The organism is Peribacillus sp. NPDC056705 (assembly GCF_043656335.1).
Map to the genome: position 1 here is coordinate 19,758 of NZ_JBHTYI010000040.1, position 14,154 is coordinate 33,911.

Sequence of the window (14,154 nt, forward strand, 5' to 3'; positions counted from 1 at the left end):
TCCTACCATTTTTTTCTTAAGTATAATGGAGCTGTTAAAAAGCCGGTTGCCAGTCCAGCCGAATGACCGACAACGTTAACTTGCGGTTGAATGAAAGTCATGATGACGGCAATTCCGGTCAGTGTATATACTGTATTTCTTTCGTTGTTCGTAAAATTGGTTTTATTGAACAGGACAAGATATAGAAAGAATCCGAATAAACCGAAAATTGCACCGCTAGCCCCTACGTGGTTATATGTCAGTGGGTTAATTAGGAAGGTTGCGATATTGGCAAGGAGCCCTGTCGATAAAAAGAAGATTGAAAACTTGACGGAGCCAAGTAAATTCTCTAGGAATGGACCAAAGATGGCAAGTGAGAATCCATTAAACAGTAAATGTGTAAACGTGCTATGTAGAAAGATGGGGGTGATTAAACGCCACCATTGTCCATCAGCAATGTATAAGTTAACACCTGTGCCATAATAAAAGAGTACATTGCCGGGAAATATGGGGAAAAGGACGAGAACGAATGCAATCATCATCATGAGTATGAGTACAGTTACAGCTCGATATGAATTTGTATATTCGCGGAAGCCTTCTGTTCTTGTAAACATAAATTCCTCCTTATTATCGTTTTTAATTAGATACAATATTATCATTTTCAGTGTAAAGAGTCCTCCTAATGATATGCAACTTATTAAATGAATAGAAGAGGTGTCAAAGTGATTAAAGGTATAGGCGTGGACATTACTGAGCTGGATAGAATGGAAACATTGATTAATCGGCAACCCCGTTTAAAGGAGCGTATATTAACAGAAAGTGAAATTTTGATTTTCGAAAAGTTAAATGGAAGAAGGAAGGTCGAGTATTTTGCTGGGCGTTTTGCGGCAAAGGAGGCTTTTTCAAAAGCGAACGGTACAGGGATCGGTAAGCACTTATCCTTTTTGGATATTGAAATCATCTCGGATGATAAAGGAAAGCCGATGATTTCGATGCCGTTTTCTGAAGGGGTCCATCTTTCGATTAGCCACAGCAGGGATTATGCGGTTGCGCAAGTCGTAATTGAAGGGTGAATGGAGTTTTGTCCAATCGGGTCATAAACCTTTAGGTTGTCTCATATACATTTAGTGCTATAGGGAGACAAGGCCCGGTAAAAGGTACATGGCAGAGTAGGTGCTCTCGAAAAGTTTTTAGCCGGATCTTAGAATTGATCCGTGTCTAAAATACTGAGGAATCTAAGACATCAGTCGAGCCAATGTCCGAATCCTGCCTTTTCCTCTCCCTTTTACGTTCAAATGACAAAAAGGGGTTGAAAAGATGAAGAAGATGGTAATGCTTTTTGCAGGGATCATGCTCTTGCTTGCTCTTTCTGCTTGCGGCCAAAAATCACAGAGTGACGTAGTGAGTGAATTGAATGAGAAGCTTGGCGAAATGAAAGGATATAAAGCTAACGCGAAGATGACATTAAAGATGGGGACGGAGCCTCAAGTGTATAAAGTGGAGATTTGGCATAAAGACCCTTCTTTCTACCGCGTAAATTTGAAAAATGAAGAGAAGGATCAAAGCCAGATGATATTGAAAAATGATGATGGTGTATATGTTTTGACGCCAGCTTTGAATAAAAGTTTTAAATTTCAAAGCGAGTGGCCGGAGAACAGCAGTCAGGCCTATTTGTTCGAGTCGTTGGTGAAAGACATTACGGAAGATAAAAGTGCGACATATAAAGAAACGGATAAACATTATGTCTTTGAAACGAAAACGCGCTACCAAAACAATAAAATGTTGCCATATCAAGAGATTACTATAAACAAAAAAGATTTATCTCCAGTCAGTGTAAAAGTCATGGACCCCGATAAGACTGCATTGGTTCTTGTTGATTTCTCAAAAGTTAAATTCAATACGACTTTCGATAAAGATTCATTTGATATGAAGAAAAACATGACAAGTGCACAACTTGAAGCGCCTGTTATGGCAGAAGTCCAAAATGAGGGGTTTGCGGTGAAATACCCTGAAAATATTGGTGATATGAATTTAACGGAAGAAAAAGAAATTACGACGGAAAAGGGAGAACGTGTCGTTTTGACCTATGAGGGTACAAAAAGTTTTACATTGGTCCAGGAAAAGGCTGAGGTAGTTCAAACATCCGTTTCGACGAATGTGAATGGAGAACCGGTTGATTTGGGTTATACTGTTGGAGCCATGACAGGAAATACGATTGCTTGGACTTTTGAAGGTGTCGATTATATGATTGCATCAAAGGATTTGACACAGGAAGAAATGATAGAAGTCGCCCGTTCGGTTGGGGAAAATCCAGTCAAATAGGATTACATAACAAGCTGATGTTTCCCGTCTCCTTATGAAGGTTTCTTCTAGGTAGGATAGGCGGGGAAGCAGCTTGTTGACATTTTTAATACTTCCATTTGATTTCGGCTGGCAGCTAGGTAAATTAGGAGCAAGGTGAAAAAGCGCTTTATATTTCTAGCGGTTGGTTATAGAATGGTCCTATAATGAAACGAAAACTTCGCTACTGGGAAGAATCTTATTGTGAGTGTAGGAAAGAAGGAAAAGGTCTTGGAAACGAAAACATTTCATCGAGATACATGGGCAGAAGTAAATTTGGATAATATTTTTGAAAATATTTCTTCAATGAAAAAAAGTTTAAGAAAAGGTGTTAGTCTTTTCGCTGTCGTTAAAGCGAATGCTTATGGACACGGGGACTATGAAGTGGCTAAAACGGCGCTTGAAGCTGGGGCGGATTTTTTAAGTGTCGCTTTTTTGGATGAGGCTCTCGCCTTGCGGAATAAGGGAATATTGGCTCCGATTCTTGTACTTGGGGCATCGAGGCCTGAAAGTGCAGCGCTTGCTGCCGAGTATGGGATTTCCTTGACGGTTTTCGACGTAACATGGTTGGAGAAGGCAAAGGATTTGTTGAAACCGGGACAAGTTTTGCAAATCCATGTAAAAGTGGATAGCGGCATGGGGAGAATCGGCATTCGGGATATAGGACAACTCATGAAAGTGGAAAGTTTGCTTGAGAGGGAAGTTTGTTTTAATTTCCAAGGGATATTCACTCATTTCGCGACGGCGGATGAAATAAAGACCGACTTTTATGAAACGCAGCTTGCTTTCTTTAAAGGAATGCTTTCCGAATTGACCAGAAAGCCGGAATATGTTCATGCAGCCAATAGTGCAGCTTCTTTAAGGTTCACCGATCCTGAATGGAATGCAATAAGAATGGGGATTTCCATGTATGGTTTGAGTCCTTCCATGGAAATGAAGCCGATATTGCCATTTCCATTAAAACAGGCTATATCATTGAGTACGAAGATGGTCGCGGTTAAACAGCTTTCCAAGGGTGAAAGCGTTAGTTATGGGGCGACTTATACGGCTGAAGGTGATGAATGGATTGGGACTTTGCCAATCGGTTATGCTGACGGCTGGATCCGTAAGCTTCAAGGTCAGGAAGTTCTTGTGGATGGAAAAAGAGTACCCATAGTCGGAAGGATTTGCATGGATCAATGCATGATCAAGCTGCCTGGACCATACCCAGTAGGAACAGAGGTTACATTAATGGGGAATGATGGCGATGAATCGATCACTGTCGATGAGATAGCGGCAAAACTGGAAACGATTAACTATGAGGTAACATGTATGATAGGAGCAAGAGTGCCCCGCATATATATTAAAGACAATCAGATGAATCATGTACGTAATTTCATTTTGGAATGACCGGATTGTAAAAAAATCCTAAGATTGTGAATAAGATTTCCTTTATTATGCTGATAATAAGATTTAGAATAGAATATACTCTTTGCAGATAGGCAATTTAATGGTAATATTGAAAAGGATATATAATAAAGGTGTGTAGTGATGGTGGAGGTGTATGTTTGTGTCTGAATCCAGCGCAACAAGAGAGATATTAATTCGATTACCTCAAAATTTTTTAACAGAGTTAGATGGGTATGCGAGTGAGGAAAATGTGAATCGCAGTGAATTTATTTATCGTGCCACAAAAATGTATCTTCGCGAACGTAAAAAGAAAGAGTTTCGTGAATCGATGAAACGCGGTTATATTGAAATGGCGGCCATTAATTTAACGATTGCTTCTGAAGCCTTCCAGGCTGAATTCGAGGCTGGTCATTGCGTTGAACGATTAGTTAGCGGAGGCTGAGCCATTGATTGTTGTTAAGCGTGGTGACGTATACTTCGCAGACCTTTCCCCGGTGGTTGGTTCAGAGCAGGGTGGGACCCGTCCGGTACTAATTTTACAAAACGATATTGGTAATCGCTTTAGTCCGACTGTGATCGTGGCAGCCATTACAGCTCAAATTCAAAAAGCGAAATTGCCTACACATGTTGAGATTAATGCAAAAAAATACGGATTCGAGCGAGATTCCGTCATTTTATTAGAACAGATCCGGACAATTGATAAGCAGCGTTTAACTGATAAAATTACGCATCTTGACGAACCGATGATGCAAAAAGTCAATGAAGCTTTGCAAATCAGTTTAGGCCTCATTGATTTTTAAAGAAAATTTTTCCCGTTAAATTGGGCGTTATTATAATACAAATCATTCTTGATGCTATTTTAGATGACACGATTCCTGCAAATGCGGGAATCGTGTTTTTTTTTGGAAAATAACAATAACATCAACAGATGTCCATATAGCATCAGCAGGAAATATGAAAAAATTGACGAATAAAAACATTATACAGTTAGATATCGAATAGAACGTTCTTTGTTTTAAAGTATCTCCCTAATTTTTCTTTAATTGATGTTTTTCTTACCTGGATTTTGGGTATGTATTTATGTTGTAACTACTTAAAAAAAAAGCAAAAGTGTAGTGGGAACTCCAAGAAAATCCAGATAGGAATAAGATTACAGTTAGTTAACATCCTTGTGACGAGGACAGGGGAAACATAGCAATTGTGTTAGAATGGGAGGATATTATGAATCAATTGGTTTACGATTTTATTAAGCAAAATCAGGATTACATCCTTACTGAGTGGATGGGCATCATGAAGGAAAGTACGGATGAAAGATTAATTAAAGTCGTCTCAGATCGAATGTTCACTCAAACGAGCAGTGAATTTATAGATATGATCATCACGAACGTTGATAGTAAAACCAAGGAATTCACATTGAAGCTTTCTGATTTTGCCGAGAAAGTCGTCCAATTGGGATGGCCTCTTACTTTCGTCAATGAAGGACTTCATAAATTCACATTAATTGTCATTAATGGAATGGTGGAAAAGGGTCTGGTTACTCCTGATAATCAAGTCAATCTTGTTAATCATTTGGATAAATGGGCCACACCAATTAATAATGAAATAGTCAATATATATACTCAAACTTGGGAAAGAACGGTTTCCATGCAAAAAATTGCGTTGCAGGAACTTTCGGCTCCGCTCATTCCTGTATTGGAAGGCATTACGGTAATGCCGCTGATTGGTACGATTGATACGGAACGTGCCAAACAGATAATGGAAAACCTGTTGACTGGCGTGGTTAAGCATAGATCTGAAGTTGTTCTTATTGATATAACGGGCGTGCCGGTCGTGGATACGATGGTTGCCCATCATATCATTCAAGCTGCGGAAGCGGTCCGATTGGTGGGCGCCAAATGTATACTCTGCGGCATCCGCCCTGAAATAGCCCAAACCATAGTTAATCTTGGAATTAATTTAAATGAAGTGATTACAAAAAATACGTTAAAAAAAGGGATAGAAGTTGCGTTGGAATTAATGAGCCGTAAGATCGTAAAGGTGGAGGGATAAGTATGAGGATTCCGATATTAAAGCTTTATGACTGCTTGTTAGTATCTATACAGTGGGAATTGGATGATGTGACAGCCCTTCAATTCCAAGAGGATTTACTGCATAAAATTCATGAAACAAGCGCGAATGGCGTTGTCATAGATATTACCTCAATAGATTTTATTGATTCTTTTATCGCAAAGGTATTAGGCGATGTCTTTAGCATGTCTAAGCTTATGGGGGCGAAAGTTGTAATTACGGGGATCCAGCCTGCTGTTGCAATAACATTAATTGAACTGGGAATTAGTCTCGAAGATGTTCTGACAGCATTAGACTTAGAGAAAGGCCTGGAGAAATTACAACAGGAATTGGGGGATTAAAGAATGGAGTTCCAATCCTGCGTAAAAATCATAAATGAATGGGACATCGTAGCTGCAAGGCAGCTCGGAAGAAATGTCGCTAAAGAGTTGGGGTTCGGTACTGTAGACCAGGCCAGGATCACGACGGCCATTAGCGAATTGGCCCGAAACATATACCTATATGCTGGACAAGGCAGTGTTAGCATAGAAAAGCTAAATATAAATGGGAAGTCAGGATTGAAAATCATTGCAGAGGACCAAGGGCCGGGAATTGAGGATATCCGCAGAGTCATGGAAGATGGATATACCACCTCGGGGGGACTGGGTGCAGGCCTTCCTGGAGCCAAACGTTTAATGGATGACTTTGATATTGAATCGATACCAGGTGAAGGGACTAAGATTATCGCTACAAAATGGCTCCGTTAGGGGGGGACTATGGATATTAGGGAGAACATGGAGAAAAAGTATCATGAGGCGCTTTCTACTTATCTTAAAGACCAAAATGAGCAGGCACTCTACCAAGGGCAAAAGATTAGCCGCCTACATATCAAATACAATATATCTCCAGAAGAAATCATCAGTATGCATAAAAATAACTTGATGGAACTTTACCCGGAATTACCGGGAAAAGTATTGGATTCTTTCGATTTTCTGTTAGAAGTCATGATGGGCTACGGTATTGCATACCGTGAGCATCAAAGCCTTAGACATCAGCAGCAGGAACTGAAAACGGAAATCGAGATAGCGGCAAATGTTCAACATACTCTTTTGGAAACGAAAATTCCTGATATCAAAGCTCTTGAAATTGGAGTAATCAGTGTTCCAGCGAGGCAGATGAACGGGGATTACTATCACTTCGTCCAAGATGAAAATGAGCGGTTAGGGGTAGGAATAGCCGATGTCATTGGAAAGGGGATTCCTGCTGCACTGTGCATGTCGATGATCAAATATGCGATGGACAGTCTTCCGGAGCATCGTCATGAACCGAATAGTGTGCTTGAGAGTTTGAACCGTGTTGTGGAGCATAATGTGGATCCAAGCATGTTCATAACCATGTTCTATGGCTTATATGATCCGCATGACAGGCAATTCTCCTATGCTTCAGCCGGACATGAACCTGGTTTTTACTATGACGCCGCAACGGGTACTTTTAGCGATTTGGATGCAAAGGGCTTGTTGCTTGGAGTCGATAAAAAAACAAGGTATCGCCAATATGAAAAAACGGTGAATCATGGAGACATGATCATTTTATTATCTGACGGAGTAACGGAATGCCGGACGAATGATGGGTTCATAGAAAGGGAAACACTTATTGGGCTCATTAAAAAGAATATGCATTTGCAAGCCCAGGAAATGGTGAATAATATATTTAAACAATTGGAGAAAATGCAGAATTTCCAACTGAGGGATGATTTTACATTAATAATTTTAAAATCAAATGTTTAGTATTTTGTCTGCTGGGTATAGATAAAGAAATGAAGAGGATTTGAAGAGGTGGGTCATTGATGAATATAACTGTAGATGTTAATGAATTGAATTCTGAATTTATTGTAAAACTGAAAGGTGAAATCGATGCATATACTGCGCCGAAATTAAGGGAATCACTATTTCCGATTTCGGAGCAGGATAATGTTTCGATTACTATTGATTTAACTGAAGTTTCTTATATGGATAGTACGGGACTTGGGGTGTTTGTCGGTGCTTTCAAAAGTGTAAGGGCACATAATGGCGAATTCACTTTAGTTGGCTTATCAGAAAGGTTACGACGTTTATTTGATATTACAGGTCTTGCAGATATCATTGATATAAAAAGTGGTACAGAGGGTGGGTTAGAATGAGTCAAGTATATGATTACATCGAAATGAAAATACCTGCAAAACCAGAATTCATCGGTGTCATTCGTTTAACGCTTTCTGGGATAGGGAGCCGGATGGGATTTGCGTATGATGAAATTGAGGATTTGAAAATCGCTACAAGTGAGGCTTGTACAAATGCGGTACAGCATGCATATAAAGATTCTGAAAAAGGTGAAGTGAAAGTAAGTTTCGGCCTTTATCCTGACCGCTTGGAGGTCATGGTTTCTGATAGTGGTAAGAGCTGTAATTTCGAAGAGGTTCGTCAAGGGATCGGACCATACGAGAATGGACAAAAAGTCGAACTTTTGAGAGAAGGAGGCTTGGGTCTTTACCTTATTGAAACTCTGATGGATGATGTGAAGATTCATCAGCATGATGGGGTTACAGTATTTATGACTAAGTTTTTAGAAGGAGAGCAGGTGGAGATGGATGCAAAAACAGTCTCAACCTAACCAGGCACAAAGAGAACAGGTAAATGAATGGATTAGAGCTTACCAGCAGAATCAAGATGAGGAAGCACAGAGCAATCTAGTCATCCATTATAAAAGTTTGGTTGAAACAATCTCCCGTAAGTATGCGAAAGGGAAATCATTCCAGGAGGATATCTCCCAAGTCGGCATGATTGGTTTGTTAGGTGCCATTCGTCGATATGATGAATCTTTCGGTAAGAGCTTTGAGGCATTTGCTGTCCCTACTATAATCGGCGAAATCAAACGGTTCCTGCGTGACAAAACATGGAGTGTCCATGTGCCAAGGAGAATTAAGGAACTTGGTCCGAAAATCAGGGTGACTGTCGAGGAATTAACTACAACTCTGCATCGTTCACCAAGAATAGATGAAATAGCCGATAGTATAGGCGTGACTGAAGAAGAAGTTTTAGAGGCGATGGAAATGGGAAAAAGCTATCAAGCTTTATCCGTGGATCATTCTATTGAGGCGGATTCTGATGGCGGTACTGTCACATTGCTTGATATATTCGGGAATGTCGATGAAGGTTTTGAAAAGGTCAATCAGAGACTTGTGCTTGAAAAGGTGCTGCATGTGCTGAGTGACCGTGAAAAGATGATCATTCAACATACTTATTTAGAGAATTTAAGCCAGAAAGAAGCGGGCGATAAACTGGGGATTTCCCAAATGCATGTCTCAAGGCTCCAACGCCGCGCGATCAAAAAGCTTCAAGAAGCCATTAATGCTGAAAACTCGGAGTTAATTCAGTGATCAAAGATATTCTGAGGGGAGAAAAAATAGAAGTCCTTGTCTCTCAATCGTCTAAAAACGGGATGGTTTATTGTGGTGATGATTACTTTTTTCTTCATACGAAAGAATATTTTGTCTGTGTATTGGCAGATGGCCTGGGCAGCGGAAAAAACGCTTACGACTCCTCCCATGCCGTCATCGAGGAAGTTAAACGTAATCATGAGTTGGATGTCGAATCCCTAATGGCAGTGTGCAATCAAGTTTTGGTCAATAAGCGGGGAGCAGCCGTTTCCATTTTGAAGATTTTTTATGACAAGAATGAATTTGTATACAGTTCAGTTGGTAACATTCGCTTTTTCTTGTATAACCCAAGTGACGATAAACTCGTTTACCCTTTACCTGTTACAGGGTATTTATCAGGAAGGAAACAAAAATACAGGACGCAGAGATACAAATATGAACCAAATGCCAAATTCATTCTTCATTCAGATGGTTTGGAACTTAAGGGAGCTAAATCCTTTTTGAAAAGGCTGGTCCCTATCGATAAGAACGCCCAATGCATACTAGCAAGCAGTCCATTAACTGCAGATGATACAACTTTCATTTTAGGAAGCTTACTTTCGCCGTAATTCGGAGGTAAGCTTTTTTGTATGGAATTCGCAACTTCATCCCTCATTTGCTAGACTATATATATCAGATCAAAACGTTGGAGGTAGACATAATGATCGTTGTAGAAGATACATTAAAAGAGTTGATTAAACAAATATCAAATGAGCTGACTTTAAAAAATCATCAAGTCCAAAACGTCATACAGATGCTTCAAGAGGGTAATACTGTCCCCTTTATTGCACGGTATAGAAAAGAAATGACGGGTTCACTTGATGAAGTGCAGATTCGTTCCATTATGGAAAGGTGGAACTATCTAGAAAACCTTGGCCAGAGGAAAGCGGAAGTAACGCGTTCGATTGGTGAACAAGGGAAATTGACGGAAGAATTAACAAGACAAATCGAAAAAGCTACAAAACTGCAGGAAGTCGAGGATTTATACAGGCCGTTCAAACAAAAAAGGAGAACGAAAGCAACGGTCGCTAAAGAAAAGGGTCTTGAACCATTGGCTAATTGGCTTTTGGAATGTCAATTGCATGCTCGGGTTAGTGAAAAAGCTGCAGAATTCATATTGGCAGAAAAAGAAGTTTCATCTATTGAAGAGGCTATTGCGGGAGCGCAGGATATCATAGCTGAACATATTTCCGATGATGCAGAATTAAGGAAGTGGATAAGGGCTGAAATTTTCAAGGCTGGAAAAGTGGTTTCAACCGTGAAAAATGAAGAAAAGGATGAGAAAAAAATCTTCGAGATGTACTATGAATATGAGGAGCCGGTTCAAAGAATCGTGCCGCATCGGGTGTTGGCGCTGAATAGAGGTGAAAAGGAAGAGGTTTTACGAATCTCCATTCATCCTCGGACTGAAATCATCATTGGTCATCTGGAACGGAAAATCATTAAAAATAACAAATCTGAGGCCCAAGTTGTTCTTAAATCTGCGATTGAAGATGGGCTCAAACGTTTGATCATGCCTTCTGTAGAACGGGAAATCAGAAAAGAGCTGACGGAAAAAGCTGAGGATCAGGCTATCCATATTTTCTCTGAAAACCTCAGGAACCTGCTCTTGCAGCCCCCGCTTAAAGGGAAAGTGGTCCTAGCCTTAGATCCGGCATATCGGACTGGGTGTAAGTTGGCTGTCATCGATGAAACCGGAAAGGTACTCGATATCAGTGTGATCTATCCGCATCCTCCTGCTGCGAAGCTTAATGCTGCCCGTGAAAAAACGATCGAAATACTTCAGCGGTTCTCGGTTGAGATCGTGGCAATCGGCAATGGTACGGCATCGCGTGAATCAGAGCAATTCATCGCAGATATTATAAAAGAAGTGGAAGGGAATATTTCATATATAATTGTTAATGAAGCGGGTGCCAGCGTGTATTCAGCCTCGGATATAGCCCGTGAAGAGTTTCCGGATCTTCAAGTAGAACAGAGAAGTGCAGTTTCGATAGGAAGAAGGCTTCAAGATCCCCTTGCCGAACTTGTTAAAATTGACCCCCAATCCGTAGGGGTAGGGCAGTATCAACATGATGTCTCCCAGAAAAAGTTAACGGAATCCCTCACCTTTGTAGTGGAAACAGCTGTTAACCAAGTGGGAGTGAATGTCAATACCGCTTCATCGTCTCTATTACAATATGTAGCTGGTTTATCAAAATCGGTTGCTCAAAATATTGTGAAGAAAAGGGAAGAGGAAGGGAAGTTTTCAAGCAGGAAGGAATTAAAGAAAATTCCCCGGCTTGGTGCTAAAACATATGAACAATGTATAGGGTTCTTACGTATCATTAATGGAAATGAACCTTTAGATCAAACTGCGATACACCCTGAGAACTATAGTGCCGTGAATAAATTATTAAAGAAAATGGGATTTACATCTGAAGATTTAGGCAGTAACGCATTGAATGAAGAGTTAGGTAAACTGAATCCGGCTGATTTGGTCGATGAATTGGAAATTGGGGAAATTACGATTAAAGATATCATAGATGATTTGATGAAACCGGGAAGAGATCCTCGCGATGAATTATCAAAACCACTGCTTAAGCAGGATGTACTAAAAATGGAGGATCTGCAAACTGGGATGGAATTACAAGGTACAGTGAGGAATGTTGTGGACTTCGGTGCGTTTGTGGACATCGGTGTCAAACAGGATGGTCTGGTGCATATTTCTAAACTGAGCAACCGGTTTGTAAAACACCCATTGGATGTAGTTGCCGTTGGGGATGTTGTGACGGTTTGGGTCGAATTGGTTGACCCCAAAAAGCAAAGGGTATCTTTAACGATGCTCGAGCCAAAGGATCAAAACTAGCCTATGGTAAGCTCCTTCTATATTTAGAAGGGGTTTTTTTGAAGCAATGCATTTATATTTGGAGCACAGTTGGATTTATACCCTGAGACTTTCTTTCTTTTGATAAAAAAACCAACATTGATTCAACATCTTCACTTGATAATAATCCTTTTCATAAAAGGCTTTGCGGATTTGATTCTGGAACCAATTAGGCATAGCTTTTCCTCCCTTAGTTTCCTATTGTATTATTAGTCTATGTTATAATGGGTTGTCATGTTACCAAAGAAAGGGAGGGGGAAATGGATAATCGGCAATTGCAAAAACTAGTAGAAGAAATTTCGATGAAAGACTTTAAAAAGACATTTAAACATAAAGCCATTTTTAATCCGCGTCTCCGAACAACAGGAGGGCGATACTTGCTTCGTTCACACAATATAGAAATCAATAAGAAGTATCTTGATGAACGCGGTGTGGAAGAAATCGTTGGAATCATTAAGCATGAATTGTGTCATTATCATTTGCACATCGAGAAGAAGGGGTACCAGCATCGTGATGCGGACTTTAAACATTTACTCAGAATGGTGGGAGCACCAAGATTTTGCGAGCCGCTGCCATCTAACCAATTAAAGAAAAAGATGAATACTATTCAATATAAATGTGAAGACTGTCAGCAGGTATATATAAGAAGAAAACGAATCGACACGACCCGTTTCGTTTGTAGTAAATGCCGTGGATCATTGATTTACCAAGGGTTTAAGGTGTGAATAACAAAATTATAAAAAAATACAAAAGAACTCTTGACTTTAAGTTGTAACCTCTTTATAATCATAAGAGTCGACAAGATAACAACTTGTCTTAACGACAAACACTAAGGTCTTTGAGCGTGAAAGAGGAACCCAATTTTTATTATTCCGCAGTAGCTCAGTGGTAGAGCATTCGGCTGTTAACCGAACGGTCGTAGGTTCGAGTCCTACCTGCGGAGCCATTTTTTTGGGGAAGTACTCAAGAGGCTGAAGAGGCGCCCCTGCTAAGGGTGTAGGTCGCGTAAGCGGCGCGAGGGTTCAAATCCCTCCTTCTCCGCCAGTTACATATTTTATCAAGGCCCATTGGTCAAGCGGTTAAGACACCGCCCTTTCACGGCGGTAACACGGGTTCGAATCCCGTATGGGTCACTTTCTTATACTGATTATCATGTTGGTCCCGTGGTGTAGCGGTTAACATGCCTGCCTGTCACGCAGGAGATCGCGGGTTCGATTCCCGTCGGGACCGCCATTTTTTTAAAAAACACTTGTTAAAATAATATTATCGTGATATAATATTATCCTGGCTGTTAATTAGTAATTGTTTATTGGGCTATAGCCAAGCGGTAAGGCAACGGATTTTGATTCCGTCATGCGAAGGTTCGATCCCTTCTAGCCCAGCCATTTTATTTAGAGCCATTAGCTCAGTTGGTAGAGCATCTGACTTTTAATCAGAGGGTCGAAGGTTCGAATCCTTCATGGCTCACCATTTGTTTTCGCGGGTGTGGCGGAATTGGCAGACGCACCAGACTTAGGATCTGGCGCCGCAAGGCGTGGGGGTTCAAGTCCCTTCACCCGCACTGATATTTTCTTCTTGACATCAAGTTGAAAAGGTGTTAAACTTACAAAGTCGCTTTCGCGGTCGTGGCGGAATGGCAGACGCGCTAGGTTGAGGGCCTAGTGGGGGAGACCCCGTGGAGGTTCGACTCCTCTCGGCCGCACCAATAACATCATAGAAATTAGCGCCCGTAGCTCAATTGGATAGAGCATCTGACTACGAATCAGAAGGTTGTAGGTTCGACTCCCGCCGGGCGCACCATATTTTACGGGAAGTAGCTCAGCTTGGTAGAGCACTTGGTTTGGGACCAAGGGGTCGCAGGTTCGAATCCTGTCTTCCCGACCATTCTTTCTTAAAATATTTCAAAATTAAATGCGGGTGTAGTTTAGTGGTAAAACCTCAGCCTTCCAAGCTGATGATGAGAGTTCGATTCTCTTCACCCGCTCCATTATTGCTCTTTGAAAACTGAACAAAACAAAGCGCCAACGTTAAATTTTAAGTGAGCACACACTATCAAAAAAGCAAATGAGCAAGTCAAACATTT

17 protein-coding genes and 11 tRNA genes are annotated in these 14,154 nt (G+C 40.7%); 26 read left to right on the forward strand and 2 right to left on the reverse strand.

The window, feature by feature from the left end; translation table 11 throughout:
- Positions 1–2 precede the first annotated feature (2 nt).
- The gene (locus ACFRAK_RS24985; RefSeq protein WP_260288835.1) at positions 3–593 is read right to left on the reverse strand and encodes a rhomboid family intramembrane serine protease; all 591 of its coding nucleotides are present in this window, start codon (positions 591–593) and stop codon (positions 3–5) included.
- A 108-nt stretch (positions 594–701) separates the two neighbouring features.
- Here ACFRAK_RS24985 and acpS point away from each other — a divergent pair, with 108 nt between their 5' ends.
- The 14 genes from acpS to ACFRAK_RS25055 all read left to right on the forward strand — a co-directional run bounded on the left by acpS (position 702) and on the right by ACFRAK_RS25055 (position 12,053).
- A complete protein-coding gene (gene acpS, locus ACFRAK_RS24990; protein ID WP_394572728.1) occupies positions 702–1,052 on the forward strand; it encodes a holo-ACP synthase in 351 nt (116 codons plus the stop codon).
- A gap of 244 nt (positions 1,053–1,296) precedes the next feature.
- Positions 1,297–2,301, forward strand: a complete 1,005-nt coding sequence (locus ACFRAK_RS24995; protein WP_394572729.1) for a LolA family protein — start codon at positions 1,297–1,299, stop codon at positions 2,299–2,301.
- A 222-nt stretch (positions 2,302–2,523) separates the two neighbouring features.
- Positions 2,524–3,708, forward strand: coding sequence for an alanine racemase (gene alr / locus ACFRAK_RS25000; RefSeq protein WP_394572730.1), 1,185 nt, complete (start codon positions 2,524–2,526; stop codon positions 3,706–3,708).
- A gap of 160 nt (positions 3,709–3,868) precedes the next feature.
- A complete protein-coding gene (locus ACFRAK_RS25005; RefSeq protein WP_034306380.1) occupies positions 3,869–4,150 on the forward strand; it encodes a CopG family ribbon-helix-helix protein in 282 nt (93 codons plus the stop codon).
- A 7-nt stretch (positions 4,151–4,157) separates the two neighbouring features.
- Entirely contained in the window at positions 4,158–4,508 is a 351-nt protein-coding gene (locus tag ACFRAK_RS25010; protein ID WP_260288846.1) for a type II toxin-antitoxin system PemK/MazF family toxin, read from the forward strand.
- Positions 4,509–4,929: 421 nt separating this feature from the next.
- Positions 4,930–5,757 (forward strand): RsbT co-antagonist protein RsbRA, encoded by an 828-nt coding sequence (locus ACFRAK_RS25015; protein ID WP_387604949.1) that lies wholly within the window; start codon positions 4,930–4,932, stop codon positions 5,755–5,757.
- Positions 5,758–5,759: 2 nt separating this feature from the next.
- Positions 5,760–6,116: an STAS domain-containing protein gene (locus tag ACFRAK_RS25020; RefSeq protein WP_076373142.1), complete on the forward strand. Its 357-nt coding sequence runs from the start codon at positions 5,760–5,762 to the stop codon at positions 6,114–6,116.
- Positions 6,117–6,119: 3 nt separating this feature from the next.
- On the forward strand, positions 6,120–6,521 hold the full coding sequence (locus ACFRAK_RS25025; RefSeq protein WP_048682056.1) for an anti-sigma regulatory factor: 402 nt from the start codon (positions 6,120–6,122) through the stop codon (positions 6,519–6,521).
- 9 nt (positions 6,522–6,530) lie between these two features.
- On the forward strand, positions 6,531–7,541 hold the full coding sequence (locus ACFRAK_RS25030; RefSeq protein WP_387604948.1) for a PP2C family protein-serine/threonine phosphatase: 1,011 nt from the start codon (positions 6,531–6,533) through the stop codon (positions 7,539–7,541).
- A gap of 59 nt (positions 7,542–7,600) precedes the next feature.
- Positions 7,601–7,933, forward strand: a complete 333-nt coding sequence (locus tag ACFRAK_RS25035) for an anti-sigma factor antagonist (protein ID WP_098372176.1) — start codon at positions 7,601–7,603, stop codon at positions 7,931–7,933.
- Positions 7,930–8,403: an anti-sigma B factor RsbW gene (rsbW, locus tag ACFRAK_RS25040; RefSeq protein ID WP_098372177.1), complete on the forward strand. Its 474-nt coding sequence runs from the start codon at positions 7,930–7,932 to the stop codon at positions 8,401–8,403. The genes ACFRAK_RS25035 and rsbW overlap by 4 nt, the downstream gene beginning before the upstream one ends.
- Positions 8,381–9,169, forward strand: a complete 789-nt coding sequence (gene sigB / locus ACFRAK_RS25045) for an RNA polymerase sigma factor SigB (RefSeq protein WP_034306363.1) — start codon at positions 8,381–8,383, stop codon at positions 9,167–9,169. Before rsbW ends, sigB begins: the two co-directional genes overlap by 23 nt.
- A complete protein-coding gene (locus ACFRAK_RS25050; RefSeq protein WP_228467594.1) occupies positions 9,166–9,777 on the forward strand; it encodes a PP2C family serine/threonine-protein phosphatase in 612 nt (203 codons plus the stop codon). The genes sigB and ACFRAK_RS25050 overlap by 4 nt, the downstream gene beginning before the upstream one ends.
- Before the next feature lie 92 nt (positions 9,778–9,869).
- Entirely contained in the window at positions 9,870–12,053 is a 2,184-nt protein-coding gene (locus ACFRAK_RS25055; protein ID WP_394572731.1) for a Tex family protein, read from the forward strand.
- Between the two features lie 75 nt (positions 12,054–12,128).
- Here ACFRAK_RS25055 and cmpA read toward each other — a convergent pair whose 3' ends face one another.
- On the reverse strand, positions 12,129–12,248 hold the full coding sequence (gene cmpA, locus ACFRAK_RS25060) for a cortex morphogenetic protein CmpA (RefSeq protein WP_098372179.1): 120 nt from the start codon (positions 12,246–12,248) through the stop codon (positions 12,129–12,131).
- An 83-nt stretch (positions 12,249–12,331) separates the two neighbouring features.
- On the opposite strand from cmpA, the gene ACFRAK_RS25065 reads away from it, so the two are divergent.
- From ACFRAK_RS25065 to ACFRAK_RS25120, 12 genes are all read left to right on the forward strand, one after another.
- Positions 12,332–12,796 carry a SprT family protein gene (locus tag ACFRAK_RS25065; RefSeq protein WP_387604946.1) on the forward strand — a complete coding sequence of 155 codons (465 nt, stop codon included), beginning with the start codon at positions 12,332–12,334 and terminating at the stop codon, positions 12,794–12,796.
- 146 nt (positions 12,797–12,942) lie between these two features.
- A tRNA-Asn gene (locus tag ACFRAK_RS25070) sits at positions 12,943–13,017 on the forward strand.
- 7 nt (positions 13,018–13,024) lie between these two features.
- Positions 13,025–13,115 (forward strand) — tRNA-Ser (locus tag ACFRAK_RS25075).
- Between the two features lie 17 nt (positions 13,116–13,132).
- A tRNA-Glu gene (locus ACFRAK_RS25080) sits at positions 13,133–13,204 on the forward strand.
- Positions 13,205–13,228: 24 nt separating this feature from the next.
- A tRNA-Asp gene (locus tag ACFRAK_RS25085) sits at positions 13,229–13,304 on the forward strand.
- A 77-nt stretch (positions 13,305–13,381) separates the two neighbouring features.
- Positions 13,382–13,456: transfer RNA gene (locus ACFRAK_RS25090), tRNA-Gln, on the forward strand.
- 9 nt (positions 13,457–13,465) lie between these two features.
- Positions 13,466–13,541 (forward strand) — tRNA-Lys (locus tag ACFRAK_RS25095).
- Positions 13,542–13,550: 9 nt separating this feature from the next.
- Positions 13,551–13,632, forward strand: a tRNA-Leu gene (locus tag ACFRAK_RS25100).
- A 58-nt stretch (positions 13,633–13,690) separates the two neighbouring features.
- Positions 13,691–13,776: transfer RNA gene (locus ACFRAK_RS25105), tRNA-Leu, on the forward strand.
- Between the two features lie 18 nt (positions 13,777–13,794).
- Positions 13,795–13,871, forward strand: a tRNA-Arg gene (locus ACFRAK_RS25110).
- A gap of 7 nt (positions 13,872–13,878) precedes the next feature.
- Positions 13,879–13,955, forward strand: a tRNA-Pro gene (locus ACFRAK_RS25115).
- Positions 13,956–13,984: 29 nt separating this feature from the next.
- Positions 13,985–14,058, forward strand: a tRNA-Gly gene (locus tag ACFRAK_RS25120).
- Positions 14,059–14,154 lie beyond the last annotated feature (96 nt).